Source organism: Ruegeria sp. SAZD013 (assembly GCF_059612525.1).
Window position 1 is genome coordinate 190703 of sequence record NZ_JBXWQT010000029.1, and the last position, 12996, is coordinate 203698.

Genomic DNA, 12996 nt, shown 5'->3' on the forward strand with positions numbered 1-12996 from the left:
AGCTGGCGACTGACGGCGGCCCTACTTGAAATTCCGGCTGTCCTTGATCTGGTCCCAGGCCCAGACGACCTCTTGCAACTGCTCTTCCTGCGACCGGTCGCCGCCGTTCATGTCCGGATGCAGCACCTTGATCAGCTTCTTGTACGCCTTGCGCACTTCGGTTTTGGACCAGCTGTCATGGGCTTCCAGAATCTCGATTGCACGGCGTTCAGTGGGGGGCAGGCGACGTCCGCCACCACCCGAGGTGCGCCCCTTGTTCTGCGTGCTGTTGGCGCCCAGAACCTGATGCGGGTCCTCAATGCCCAGACGGGCCCAGGCGCGCGCCTCCGGGTCTCCCATCGGCTTGGTCTCACGTTCCCAAACCTTGTCCTTCGAGCGTTGCGCGTTCAGCTCGGCCTCAGTGGTGCCATCGAAGAAGTTCCACTTCTGGTTATACTCGCGCACGTGCTGCTGGCAGAACCAGAAATAGTCATCCAGAACATCCGGTGCCTTTGGTGCGCGGAACTTGCCCGGCTCGTCACACCCGTCGTGATCGCAGATCCGGACCGAGGTCTCGGACGCGCCTGACATGCCCCGGCGCCCACGCGGGTTCTTTTTCTTGGCGCTGGAAACGGACATATCGAATCCGAAGGGGTCTGATTTCGCCATGCTCTATCCTCACGAACGCATCTTTTCGACTCGGAGGCAGCAGTTTAGTCTAAGCAGCCGAAAGTAGAAGAGGGGGGCGGCAAAAATTTTGCCGCTGAGCAAAAAAATGAGTGTGACCGACGAAATCCGAACCCGCCTGCAAGCCGCCTTTGACCCGCATGAACTTGACGTGATAGACGACAGCGAAAGCCATCGCGGCCATGCAGGTCACAGGGAAGGCGGCGAAAGCCATTTCAACGTCCGCATCCGCGCCGCCGCATTCGCCGGTCAATCCCGTGTCGCCCGTCACCGGGCCGTGCACAAGGCGCTGGGCGACATCGTGCCCCGCATCCACGCGCTGGCGCTGGATATCGGAACCTGACGCTGCGCCCTATTCCGCGCTCATCTGTGCCGACGGGGTCGAGGCCGAGATCGCATATTCCTCATCCGTCATGACGTCTTCGATCCCCTCGAACAGAGGCGTCGACAGGTAACGCTCGCCCGTATCCGGCAGCATCACCAGCATGACGGATCCCGGCGCCGCGGTTTCCGCCAGATTCATGGCCACCGCAAAGGTCGACCCGCCCGAGATCCCGGTGAATATCCCCTCTTCCGAGGCAAGGCGGCGCGCCCATTCAATCCCTTGCGGCCCCGGAACAGGGATCAGCTGGTCGTAATAGGCGTTGTCGATGGCTTCCTGAAGGACCCATGGAATGAAATCCGGCGTCCAGCCCTGAATCGGGTGCGGCTCGAAATTGGGGTGGCTTTCGGTGGGCTGGTGATCGTCGTTGCGCGTATTCACATAGCCTGACGACACGATGGCGGCATTTGCCGGTTCGGTCAGGATGATTTTCGTATCGGGCCGCTCCTTGCGCAACACTCGTGACACCCCAGCGACCGTGCCGCCGGTGCCATATCCCGTGACCCAGTAATCCAGCTGCGTGCCTTCGAAATCCGCAAGGATTTCCCGTGCGGTCGTATTCTCGTGAATATCGGCATTGGCTGCGGTCTCGAACTGGCTGGCCAGAAACCACCCGTTTTCCTCGGCCAGTTCCTTGGCCTTGGTATACATGCCGAACCCCTTTTGTGCCTTGGGGGTCAGAACAACCTTCGCGCCCAGAAAGCGCATCAGCTTGCGCCGCTCGACCGAAAAGCTCTCGGCCATCGTCACGACCAGCGGATATCCCTTGGCCGCACAGACCATGGCAAGCCCGATCCCGGTATTGCCCGATGTCGCCTCGACAACCGTCTGACCGGGTTTCAGCCGCCCGTCCCGTTCTGCCGCCTCGATGATATTCAGCGCCAGCCTGTCCTTGACCGACCCCGCCGGATTGAACGCTTCGAACTTCACATAAACGGTCACATGCTCCGGCGCGATCCGGTTGATCCGGATACAGGGCGTGTCGCCGACTGTATCAAGGATGCTGTCATACAGGCGTGCCCGCCCCTGTGTCTGCCGAATACCCATTTCAAAATCCCTCCCGGTTTTCCGGTTAACATGCCACAGATTTCGCTGGGTTGATAAGCACATATCGCGCCCGCAGCGCCAAACCTGCCCGCGGGCGGGCTGCTCAAACTGCGGTGCACACCGTGTTGCAGGTGTAACCGCACGTCAAACCCTGATCCGTCTCAGGCGTCTTTCTTGTCATTGGCGGTATCAGTGTCCTGGTCAACCTGGTCCCGGCTTTTCAACGACAAAGGCGGTTCATTCGCTTCTTCCGAAATTGGTTTCGGCGCGGCCACCACACCGGGGCCGGGGATCGGTTGGGCCAATGGGGTATCGTCAAACTCGGGCACTTCTCCGATCACCGACGCATCGACTTCTTCGGCCACGACCCGCCGGAACACCAGCACATTGCGCCAGTTTGTGGTCGATCCGGTCAGGCCCGAGCGTTCCTCGCTGGGCAGCAGCTCGGCGCGCTGGTATTCCCAGCCGTCCTGCGCCATCTGGTTCAGAACCTGTTCGACCGAGACCGCAAAGCGGCCCTCGGCCGTTTTCACGCCCTTGGCTTTCACGCCCTTTTGCGGCGCGGGGACGACCTTGTATTCAAAAAGCTGCATCAAGTGTTCCTAAATACCTGTTCGCGCCAACTTACCACGCTGACCCCGGGGTGAAAGGGCCGTCGCCCGAGCGGCGGTTTTCAGCCCTGATTATTGCCGCCAGCCTGTGCCGCCTTGGTCACAACCGACAGGCACAGCTCGGTCGCCACTGCCATGTCCTGCACCGAAATCCACTCCAGCGGCCCGTGAATGCACTGCATTCCGGTGAACAGGTTGGGGCAGGGGGTGCCGAACTCGGTCAGGCGCGACCCGTCGGTGCCGCCGCGGATCGGCACCGACAGCGGCTCGATCCCCAGCTCGCGGCAGGCGTCGCGCGCCAGATCAACCGGTGTCATGTCGTTTTCCAGCCAATAGCGCATGTTCCGGTACTGGTGGCTGATATCGCAGGTGATGGTCGCGCGCGGTTCCGTGGCCTGTACGGCCGCACAGACCTGCCGCACGATGTCACGTTGCGCCTCAAGGCCCTCCATCTCGAAATCGCGCAGGATCAGCTTGATTTCCATCTCGGACGACCCGCCGCTCATGTCGGTGACATGGATGAACCCGTCGCGGCCATCGGTTGTTTCGGGCGTCATGGTGGCCTGCGGCAAGGTCTGCACGATCTTTGCCGCCAGATGGGCTGCGTTCACCATCTTGTCCTTGGCCAGTCCGGGGTGGATCGATACCCCCTCGATCCGGATCACGGCGCGGTCGGCCGAGAAGCTTTCATATTCGATCTCGCCCACTTCGGCACCGTCCAGAGTATAGGCGAAATCCGCCCCCAGATCCTTGGGCAGCTGTTCGGTAACGCCGCGCCCGATCTCTTCATCCGGGGTAAAGGCAATGCGGATAGGCCCGTGCGGGATATCCGGGTTTTCGATCAGATGCCGCGCCATGGTCATCAGGATCGACACCCCGGCCTTGTCATCCGCGCCCAGCAGGGTGGTACCCGACGCCGTGATCAGGTCATGTCCGATCTTCTCGGCCAGATAGGGGTTCTCGTCCGGGGACAACACCAAATCCGGATTGTCCGGAAAGGAAATGTCGCCACCGTTATATCCCTTGATCACCCGCGGCTTGACGCCCGTTGCATTGAACTGGGGGGCCGTATCCACATGCGCCAGAAAGCCCACCGTCGGGCCGGGCGCGGTGCCGGGGATGCTCGCGACGACCACGCTGTCACCTGTCAGTGTCACATCCTTTGCGCCGATCTCGGTCAGTTCCTGCTTCAGCAGGTTCAGCATGTCGAACTGTATCTGTGTGCTCGGCGTGGTCGCCGAGGTCTCGTCGCTCTGACTGTCGATCGCCGCGTAACGCACCAGCCGATCTTCGAGTTCCTGATCAAATCTGTTCTGCATGATACCTCACCTCTCTGGGTCGGAAGAAAGGGTGCAATCACAGGCGAAGTCAAGCCGATGAGCTGACCCCATTTCTTAAGAAATCGTGGAAATCTGATTGTACAAACCTGACAACTGCCACTGGCAGGCTTGTACAAATTGTAAGGTTCAGGAACTCAGCTTCTTGCTGACCAAATCGTTAACGGCCTTCGGGTTGGCCTTGCCGCCGGTCGCTTTCATCACCTGACCCACGAACCATCCCGCCAGTTTCGGGTTCACCTTGGCCTTCTCGACCTGCGCCGGATTGGCCGCGATGATCTCGTCCAAAGCGGCCTCGATCGCGCCGGTGTCGGTGACCTGTTTCATTCCGCGATCTTCGACGATCTGCGCCGGATCACCGCCTTCGGTATAGACGATTTCAAACAGGTCCTTGGCGATCTTGCCCGAGATAGCATCAGAGGAAATCAGGTCAATGATCCCACCCAGCTGCGCCGGAGAAACCGGCGACTCCGTGATGTCGTGGTCTTCTTTTTTCAGACGTCCGAACAGCTCGTTGATCACCCAGTTTGCGGCCAGTTTGCCATTGCGGCCCTGCGCGACCTCTTCGAAATAGGCCGCCGATTCCACTTCAGCAGTCAGCACTGAAGCGTCATAGTCGGTCAAGCCGAACTCACTGATAAAGCGCGCTTTTTTGTCGTCAGGCAGTTCTGGCAGATGGGCGGCGATATCGTCCACCCATGCCTGTTCGATCTCCAGCGGCAGCAGGTCGGGATCGGGGAAATAGCGGTAATCATGCGCTTCTTCCTTGGACCGCATCGACCGGGTTTCGCCCTTGTCCGGATCATACAGACGGGTTTCCTGCTCGACCTTGCCACCGGCTTCGACAATGGCGATCTGGCGGCGGGCTTCGACTTCAATGGCTTGCTGGATGAACCGCATCGAGTTCATGTTCTTGATCTCGCAACGGGTGCCCAGATGCGAAAAGTCCTGTGTTTCCTGATACTTCTCATAAGCACCCGGCAAACAGATCGAGACGTTGACGTCCGCCCGCAGGTTGCCGTTCTGCATGTTGCCATCGCAGGTGCCCAGATAGCGCATGATCTGGCGCAGTTTGGCGATATAGGCGGCGGCCTCTTCCGGCCCGCGAATATCAGGGCGGCTGACGATCTCCATTAGGCAGACACCGGTCCGGTTCAGGTCGACAAAGGACATGTGCGGGTCCATGTCGTGGATCGATTTGCCTGCGTCCTGCTCCATGTGGATACGTTCAATCCGCACCATGCGCGCAGTGCCGTCACCCATCTCGACCAGCACTTCGCCTTCGCCCACAATAGGATGATAAAGCTGGGAAATCTGGTAACCTTGCGGCAGGTCAGGATAGAAATAGTTCTTGCGGTCAAAGGCCGATTTCAGGTTGATATCCGCTTTCAGGCCCAGCCCGGTGCGCACCGCCTGTTCCACGCAGAACTCGTTGATCACCGGCAGCATCCCCGGCATTGCCGCATCCACGAAGGCCACGTTCGAGTTCGGCTCGGCCCCGAATTTGGTGGACGCGCCCGAGAACAGCTTGGCATTGGATGAGACCTGCGCATGCACCTCCATTCCGATCACCAGTTCCCAATCGTGCTTGGCCCCGGCAATGGTTTTGGGTTTGGGCATTTCGTGTGTCAGGTCGAGCATGGCGCGCCTCATTTCCGCAGAAGTCTAAGCCTGCGTATTAGGCCCGGCAGGGCCTAGGGGCAAGGGGGAATCCTGACGCGTTCAGTTCTTGGAAAACTGCAGACCGGACGGTGTGAAGGTTACATCCTTGCCGCTGCGCAGTTCATCCCGGAACAGATCCGAGATAGCGCGCAGCGCGTCGCGCTGACCGCGCGCAGCAAACCGCTCGGGCGAGTTGATGCGGACCGAGTTGTTGAACCCGTTGGCGGCATGGGCCCAGATCAGGGGGTGAAGCTCGGTCAGGTGATCGCGGATCAGCCAGTTTGCGGTGTCGCGCATCTGGGCGCGGACATTGTCTGCCTTTTCGTTCAGCCCGTGACCATTCTGAATGGTGATTGCACAATAGGCCGACAACATATTGATCATCTGCTGATCAGGGCGCAGACCGACGATATCGCGCAATCCTTCAAGGAAATATTCGACATCGACCTGTGCGCAGGCCTCTTCGTCCAAAGCGATGGCATCGAATTGCACCCACGTATATCCACCTGCGCCCCAGATATCCTGTGTCCGGACGGCATTGCGCAGCGCCTGTAATTCCAGTTCTGCGTAGCTGCCGAACCACCGGGGCAAAAGATGGCTGCCCATCGCGCGCATGTGACGCTGATTGTGCGGGTCCAGTGTGATCAGGTGCTCGTACTCATCGGCAACGCGGGCGTTTGACTTGCGCTGCCCGGCCAACAGGGCACAACCGGCGGCCGCAATCAGAGGGCTGTCCGGCGCATCCGCCTTGCACTTGGGCAGGATCGCAGCGGCCCGGTCGAAATGAGCGGCACAGCGCGAGCGGTGCAAGGGCGGCAAGGCCGTGTCCGTGGCGTTCCCGCGCCAGGCCCAGGCCAAATCGATATGGGCCAGCGCCACAACGGCAGCGATCATCGGATCACCAGGATTGTCAGACAACTCGCCTTCCAGTTCCGAAATACCACCCAGCAAATCGTAATCGGATATGGCCTTGCCGTCCGACAGCGCATGTTCCGCAGCCAGAACCACGTCAGATCTGGCCCCGAACGCCAAAAGATCGGCAATCGGCATACCATCCGATACGGCGGCACGATCCTGATCCGCTGCACGCATTTCTTCGGACAACTCGGTCCAGCGGTCCTGTCTGGCCAGATAGCGCCCATGTTCGATTGTAGAATGTCCAATCAGATTGTCGCAATTCGATGTCGCCACAGGAATGTTGAGCTGCCCATGTTCAGGCAGGGCAGCGGCCAGCGCAGATTTCGTTGCGCACAGATCTTCTGAGGCGTCCGTGGGATTGGATATGGGCTGGGCAAACAACGCCCTTAACGACCGAAACATGGTAAAACTCAAAACTGTAAAAACACTTAACTGAGTCTGAAGTCTGGCGAGGTATCAGGCTCAATTCAAGTGATTTGCTTAATAAACTTTGTTTTTTGTGTCCAATGAGCCCGTAGATCACGCAGTGTTTCAGATAACAGTGAAATGATGACGGTTTACGCGAAAACCTGCCTGTTTCAGAATGGCTTCCAGCTCCCGATGCGGTGGCAGAGACTCATCTGGCAGCCGGATTCGTTTCCCGGATTTCAGGACGATGGATACGCGAACGGAAAAGTCCCACCGGGTGTCAAATTGGAAATGGTCGATATCCCGCATTGGGATGTCGCCCTTACGATTACCCGTGAACCAGCACACTGCATCCGCGTCCAGCTGCACCCCGGCGCTGGTGTTCTGGATCACGTCCCATAGCGCTGGGAGGGTGGCCAGAGACAGCAGGCCAACAACCCACCAAGCCGCGTCGAACAGGATGACCAGAGCCAGCAGGGTCGCGTAGATGCTTGCCAGAATGACCAGTGTTCGCGTGTTCCGGTTGCGACGGGTAAAGCTGTAGGGTGTCATGCGCCGAGGATGCGGGATACCATTTCCGTCGTGTCGCGCGACAGGTTCGGAGTTTCCGCAATGCGGGACAATTGTGCGCGCATCAGGTCCTGACGCCCGGCGTCGTACCGTTTCCAGGTCTGGAAGGCAGAACACATCCGTGCCGTGGTTTGCGGGTTCACAGGATCAAGGCGGATCAGCCAATCGGCCAGCAGGCTGTACCCGGCACCATCCGGCTGGTGGAACCCTGCGTGGTTCATCGCCAGCGCGCCCATGACAGCGCGGAACCTGTTCGGGTTCTTCCAGTTGAAGTCGGGATGCCAGGTCAATGCCTTCGCTGCTTCCGGTGTCGCCTCTGGTGCGGCCATGGTCACCTGCAAGCCAAACCATTTGTCCATGACCAGCCGGTCATGCTGCCATTGGTCATAGAAGGCGGCCAGCTGCGCCTCGCCCTTGCGGGCGCGCAGCAGGCAGGACAGGGCGGTCAGTTGCAGGGTCATGTTATCCGCTTTGGCATACACAGTGGCCGCCATTGCCCCTCCGTCCAGACGAGAAGTCAGCGCCAGTGCCGCGCTGCCAAGGGCGCGTTTTCCGGATTGCTCGGCATCCGGGCTGTAGGGGCCATCCACCAACGCCTCGCTGTGCAGACGGGGCAGCAGATCCTGCACGTGCTGTGCCGTGGCCTGCCGCAGCGTTTCGACCGCCGACCAGATTGCCATCGGATCTGGCGTGTGACCGCGTTCATGCAAAGCCGCAGCCAGTTCGGATTGCGTCGGCAGCCCAAGCATCAAGGCGCGATAGGCCGGGTCCAGCGTGTCGTCGCGCAGCACGGCCAGCAGCCCGTCAAGGTAATCGGCGTCTGGGGTTGCCTCGTCCAAGATCATCCGCAGCAAGGTGTTTTGCGCCAGCGATCTGCCAGCCTGCCAGCGGTTGAACGGATCTGTGTCATGCGCCAGCAGAAACGCGCGTTCGGCGTTTGAATGATCGTGTTCCAGAATGACCGGTGCCGAGAAATCGCGCAGGATCGAAGCTGTGGGCCTTGTCGCAAGCCCGGTGAACTGAAAGCTCTGCTCGGCCTCTGTCAGTTCCAGCACTTCAGTCGTGCGGACCTCATCCCCGTTTGGCCCCAGCAGGCCAACAGCGACCGGGATCACCTGGGGCAGTTTCTCTGCCTGACCCGGTGTGGGATCGGTGCGCTGTTTCAGTGTCAGGGTATAGGTCCCGTCGGCCCAATCTTCAGATACGGTCAAACGCGGCGTGCCCGATTGGCTGTACCACCGTTTGAACTGGGTCAGGTCGCGGCCTGTGGTGTCTTCGAACACCTTCAGCCAATCCTCGATCGTGCAGGCCTGCCCGTCATGGCGGTCAAAATAGAGGTCCAGCGCCTTTGCATAGGCCTCATCCCCGACCAGCCGTTTCAACATGCCGATCACTTCGGCACCTTTTTCGTAAACGGTGGCCGTGTAGAAATTGTTGATCTCCTGAAAGCTTTCGGGCCGGACCGGGTGCGAGAGCGGGCCGTTATCCTCAGGGAATTGCCGCGCCCGCAGGTCGATGGCGTCGTGTATGCGCTTTACGGGGGCCGAGCGCATGTCGGATGTGAACTGTGCATCGCGGAAGACGGTCAGGCCTTCTTTCAGACACAGCTGGAACCAGTCGCGGCAGGTGATGCGGTTGCCTGTCCAGTTGTGGAAGTACTCATGCGCGATGATCGCCTCGATCCGTTCGAAATTGGCATCGGTCGAGGTTTCGGGACTGGCCAGAACAGCCGAAGAGTTAAAGATGTTCAGCCCCTTGTTTTCCATCGCGCCCATGTTGAAGTCATCGACGGCGACGATGTTGAAGACGTCCAGATCGTATTCCCGGCCATAGACGTCTTCATCCCATTTCATGGACTTCTTCAGCGCCTCCATTCCGAAGGCGCATTTGCCCGCATCCCCCTGGCGTACCCACAGGTTCAACTCAACATCCCGGCCTGATTTGGTGGTGAATCGGTCGGGATGGGCCACAAGATCCCCAGCGACAAGCGCAAACAGATAGGCAGGCTTGGGCCACGGGTCGGTCCATTCGGCCCATCCTTCGCCTTTGCCCGAAGGGTTGCCGTTCGACAGCAGAACCGGCAGGTCACCATTGATGCGCACGGTAAAGGTGGACATGACATCGGGGCGATCCGGGTAATACGTGATCTTGCGGAAACCTTCCGCCTCGCACTGGGTGCAATACATGCCGTTCGACATATAAAGCCCCTCCAACGCCGTGTTGTTGCCCGGATCGATCTCAACTTCGGCTTCCCAGATGAACGGGGCGTCGGGAACATCGGCGGTCAGGCCCTTGTCCGTGACGTCGGGCGAAACTTCGGTTCCGTTAATGGAGGCGCGGATCAGGTTCAGATCCTCGCCATGCAGGAAAAAGGTGCGGTCGGAGGCGTCGGGGTTTGGACGAAACGCGATACGCGACGTGACCCGTGTTGCATGTGCCGACAGATCGAAGGTCAGGTGCACGCTGTCCAGCAGATAACCAAATGGAGTGTAGTCTTTCAGGAAGATCGTGGTGGGGGCAGCGTCGCGCATGGGGGCCTCGCATCGGTTCGTGTCTGGCGCGACGTTAGGGGCATCGTTCCAGAGCTGCAACTGGCCCCCGCCATTCCCTTGTTGTTTTTGAAACAGCTTCCGTTCGATCCGAATAACCCTAACGCAAAGTCGAAAGTTGCCTATCGGAAACTTTCGGCCTAAGTCACTTACGCATACAATGGCACACAATCGCAGGAGAGCAGGAAGATGAGTGGCAGACAAACCCTGAGCGGGCTGCAGATCGATCCAATACTGGCAGAGTTTATCGAGACGCGGGCATTGCCGGGTACGGGTGTGTCGGCGCAGGATTTCTGGGCGGGTCTGGCGCGACTGGTGTCTGAACTGGGGCCGAAAAACCGCGCGCTTCTGGCCAAGCGGGCCGAAATACAAGGGCGCATCGATGGCTGGCATATTGCGCGCAAGGGTCAGAGCATTGATCCCACTGACTATCAGGAATTTCTGAAGGAAATCGGCTATCTGGTCGATGAAGGCGCGGATTTCCAGATCGAAACAACGAATGTCGACCCCGAGATCGCTCTGACACCGGGGCCGCAGCTTGTTGTGCCGATCACCAACGCACGCTTTGCGCTGAACGCGGCGAATGCGAGATGGGGCAGCCTGTATGATGCGCTTTATGGCACCGATGCGATAGGCGATCTGCCAACAGGCGGTGGGTATGATGCGGCGCGCGGTGCACGGGTGATTGCATGGGCGAAAGCCTTTCTGGATGACGCTGTACCTCTGGCTGGTGGGTCTTGGGCCGACGTGTCGGGACTGCATGTCGAAGAAGGTGCTCTTTCCCCGGCACTGGCAAACCCCGATCAATTTGTTGGTTTCGGTGGCGCGGCAGACAAGCCGGCTTTTGTGCTTCTGAAAAACAATGGCCTGCATATTCAGATCATAATCGATCCGACTGGAGCCATCGGTGCCTCTGATCCCGCAGGTATAGCAGACGTCCGGCTGGAATCCGCTCTTTCAACGATTATGGACTGCGAGGACTCGGTCGCTTGTGTTGATGCGGCGGATAAGGTCGTTGCCTATGGCAACTGGCTGGGCCTGATGAAGGGTGATCTGACCGAAGACGTCACCAAGGGCGACACCACGTTTACCCGCAAGCTGGCAGAGGATCTGACTTTCACCACACCGACAGGTGAGCAGGCGACCCTGAAAGGCCGGTCGCTGATGCTGGTGCGGAATGTCGGCCACCTGATGACGAACCCGGCCGTTCTGGACGCCGAAGGGCGCGAGATTGGCGAAGGGTTGATGGACGCACTCTGCACCACTCTGATCGCAATGCATGACCTGCAACGGGATGGGGGGAACTCGGTCGAAGGGTCGGTTTATGTTGTGAAGCCCAAGATGCACGGGCCGGAAGAGGTTGCCTTTGCGGTCGAGATTTTCGACATGGTCGAAGACATTCTGGGTCTGCCGCGCAACACCGTAAAGCTGGGGATCATGGATGAGGAGCGCCGCACGTCGGTAAACCTGAAAGAGTGCATTCGCGCCGCGAAATCGCGCGTCGCCTTTATCAACACCGGTTTCCTGGACCGGACGGGGGATGAGATTCATACCTCGATGGAGGCCGGGCCGATGCTGCCCAAGGGCGACATCAAGAACACGCCCTGGATTGCGTCTTATGAAGACCGCAATGTCGATATCGGTTTGGCCTGTGGCCTGAAAGGCAAGGCGCAGATTGGCAAAGGCATGTGGGCGATGCCGGACCGGATGGGCGACATGCTTGAGGCCAAGATCGGTCACCCGCTGGCTGGTGCGACCTGCGCCTGGGTGCCGTCGCCCACAGCTGCGACGCTGCACGCCACACATTACCACAAGGTCAACGTACTGGCCCGTCAGGACGAGATCGCAATGGCGGGTGCCCGAGGAACACTTGACGATTTGCTGACCATTCCCCTGCTGGGGGGGCGCAATCTTGGCGACGCGGAAATCTCGCGCGAGGTCGAGAATAATGCACAAGGCATTCTGGGCTATGTCGTGCGTTGGGTCGATCAGGGCGTGGGATGTTCCAAAGTCCCCGACATCAATGACATCGGGTTGATGGAAGACCGTGCGACCTGCCGAATTTCGTCTCAGGCACTGGCCAACTGGTTGCATCATGGCATTGTCGACGAGGCACAGGTGATGGCTGCGATGCAGAAAATGGCGGCTGTCGTGGATCGCCAGAATGCAAGTGATCCGGGTTATGTCCCGATGGCGCCGGGCTTTAACGGAATCGCTTTTCAGGCGGCTTGTGACCTTGTGTTCAAAGGTCGTGTGCAGCCCTCGGGCTACACCGAGCCGGTCCTGCACGCGCGCCGTCTGGAATTGAAGGCGGCCACAGCGTAAAACGAAGGGGGCGATCCGCCCCCCTTTTCTTCTTTCGACATGCAGACACAGGAATGCACATGGAAGTTTCCCTTCGCAAAGCCCGTACCATTATCCGCAAAGCACTTGAGAAAGGCCGCGAGATGGAGCTGAAGCCACTTTCAGTGGTTGTTCTGGACGCAGGCGGCCACGTCATCGCGTTCGAGCGCGAGGATGATGCCGCACCGGGCCGCTTTGCGATTGCGCATGGCAAGGCATATGGCTCTGTCATGCTGGGTATGGCGGGCACGGCACAGATGCAGCGGGCCGAGGCGCAAGCCTACTTCATGGCGGCGGTAAACGGTGTGTATGGCGGGCAGGTCGTGCCAGTTCCGGGCGGGGTCTTGCTGCGGGGGCGAAAGGGGGACGTAATTGGTGCCGTTGGGGTTACCGGCGACACGTCTGAAAACGACGCTGCCGTTGCGATGGCGGGAATTGAGGCCGCCGGGTTGGACGGAGAGATATAGATCCGACCATAGAGAGCAGCTCCGTCAAAGTAATGA

Annotated in this window: 11 protein-coding genes; 3 read left to right on the plus strand and 8 right to left on the minus strand. The window is 59.5% G+C overall.

The features are described 5' to 3' along the window. Positions 1-21 precede the first annotated feature (21 nt). Positions 22-648, minus strand: a complete 627-nt coding sequence (locus AC2FLU_RS15815) for a J domain-containing protein (protein ID WP_480475989.1) — start codon at positions 646-648, stop codon at positions 22-24. Between the two features lie 106 nt (positions 649-754). Between AC2FLU_RS15815 and AC2FLU_RS15820 the strand changes: the two genes are divergently transcribed. Further along, entirely contained in the window at positions 755-1009 is a 255-nt protein-coding gene (locus tag AC2FLU_RS15820) for a BolA family protein (RefSeq protein WP_209597754.1), read from the plus strand. 9 nt (positions 1010-1018) lie between these two features. On the opposite strand, the gene AC2FLU_RS15825 is transcribed toward AC2FLU_RS15820, so the two are convergent. The 7 genes from AC2FLU_RS15825 to pepN all read right to left on the minus strand — a co-directional run bounded on the left by AC2FLU_RS15825 (position 1019) and on the right by pepN (position 10132). Further along, a complete protein-coding gene (locus AC2FLU_RS15825) occupies positions 1019-2095 on the minus strand; it encodes a PLP-dependent cysteine synthase family protein (protein WP_480493815.1) in 1077 nt (358 codons plus the stop codon). 161 nt (positions 2096-2256) lie between these two features. Next, positions 2257-2688 carry a DUF4177 domain-containing protein gene (locus AC2FLU_RS15830; protein ID WP_480475993.1) on the minus strand — a complete coding sequence of 144 codons (432 nt, stop codon included), beginning with the start codon at positions 2686-2688 and terminating at the stop codon, positions 2257-2259. An 80-nt stretch (positions 2689-2768) separates the two neighbouring features. Beyond that, positions 2769-4025: a peptidase T gene (gene pepT, locus AC2FLU_RS15835; RefSeq protein WP_496809134.1), complete on the minus strand. Its 1257-nt coding sequence runs from the start codon at positions 4023-4025 to the stop codon at positions 2769-2771. A 147-nt stretch (positions 4026-4172) separates the two neighbouring features. Continuing rightward, complete coding sequence (gatB, locus tag AC2FLU_RS15840; RefSeq protein WP_496714749.1) at positions 4173-5684, minus strand: Asp-tRNA(Asn)/Glu-tRNA(Gln) amidotransferase subunit GatB; 1512 nt, start codon at positions 5682-5684, stop codon at positions 4173-4175. A gap of 81 nt (positions 5685-5765) precedes the next feature. Next, the gene (locus tag AC2FLU_RS15845) at positions 5766-7025 is read right to left on the minus strand and encodes a hypothetical protein (protein ID WP_480622266.1); all 1260 of its coding nucleotides are present in this window, start codon (positions 7023-7025) and stop codon (positions 5766-5768) included. Positions 7026-7154: 129 nt separating this feature from the next. Next, positions 7155-7583, minus strand: a complete 429-nt coding sequence (locus AC2FLU_RS15850) for a hypothetical protein (RefSeq protein ID WP_496812046.1) — start codon at positions 7581-7583, stop codon at positions 7155-7157. Continuing rightward, a complete protein-coding gene (gene pepN / locus AC2FLU_RS15855; RefSeq protein ID WP_496812047.1) occupies positions 7580-10132 on the minus strand; it encodes an aminopeptidase N in 2553 nt (850 codons plus the stop codon). Before pepN ends, AC2FLU_RS15850 begins: the two co-directional genes overlap by 4 nt. A gap of 207 nt (positions 10133-10339) precedes the next feature. Between pepN and AC2FLU_RS15860 the strand changes: the two genes are divergently transcribed. Together AC2FLU_RS15860 and AC2FLU_RS15865 are read left to right on the plus strand one after the other, a co-directional pair. After that, on the plus strand, positions 10340-12475 hold the full coding sequence (locus AC2FLU_RS15860) for a malate synthase G (protein ID WP_496812048.1): 2136 nt from the start codon (positions 10340-10342) through the stop codon (positions 12473-12475). 59 nt (positions 12476-12534) lie between these two features. Continuing rightward, positions 12535-12960 carry a GlcG/HbpS family heme-binding protein gene (locus tag AC2FLU_RS15865; RefSeq protein ID WP_480481817.1) on the plus strand — a complete coding sequence of 142 codons (426 nt, stop codon included), beginning with the start codon at positions 12535-12537 and terminating at the stop codon, positions 12958-12960. The last annotated feature ends 36 nt before the right edge of the window (positions 12961-12996 follow it).

Coding starts and splice junctions, on each gene's coding strand:
- AC2FLU_RS15815 (WP_480475989.1), bottom strand. CDS start 648: ATGGCGAAATCAGACCCCTTCGGATTCGATATGTCCGTTTCCAGCGCC.
- AC2FLU_RS15845 (WP_480622266.1), bottom strand. CDS start 7,025: ATGTTTCGGTCGTTAAGGGCGTTGTTTGCCCAGCCCATATCCAATCCC.
- pepN (WP_496812047.1), bottom strand. CDS start 10,132: ATGCGCGACGCTGCCCCCACCACGATCTTCCTGAAAGACTACACTCCA.
- gatB (WP_496714749.1), bottom strand. CDS start 5,684: ATGCTCGACCTGACACACGAAATGCCCAAACCCAAAACCATTGCCGGG.
- AC2FLU_RS15820 (WP_209597754.1), top strand. CDS start 755: ATGAGTGTGACCGACGAAATCCGAACCCGCCTGCAAGCCGCCTTTGAC.
- AC2FLU_RS15850 (WP_496812046.1), bottom strand. CDS start 7,583: ATGACACCCTACAGCTTTACCCGTCGCAACCGGAACACGCGAACACTG.
- AC2FLU_RS15860 (WP_496812048.1), top strand. CDS start 10,340: ATGAGTGGCAGACAAACCCTGAGCGGGCTGCAGATCGATCCAATACTG.
- AC2FLU_RS15825 (WP_480493815.1), bottom strand. CDS start 2,095: ATGGGTATTCGGCAGACACAGGGGCGGGCACGCCTGTATGACAGCATC.
- pepT (WP_496809134.1), bottom strand. CDS start 4,025: ATGCAGAACAGATTTGATCAGGAACTCGAAGATCGGCTGGTGCGTTAC.
- AC2FLU_RS15865 (WP_480481817.1), top strand. CDS start 12,535: ATGGAAGTTTCCCTTCGCAAAGCCCGTACCATTATCCGCAAAGCACTT.
- AC2FLU_RS15830 (WP_480475993.1), bottom strand. CDS start 2,688: ATGCAGCTTTTTGAATACAAGGTCGTCCCCGCGCCGCAAAAGGGCGTG.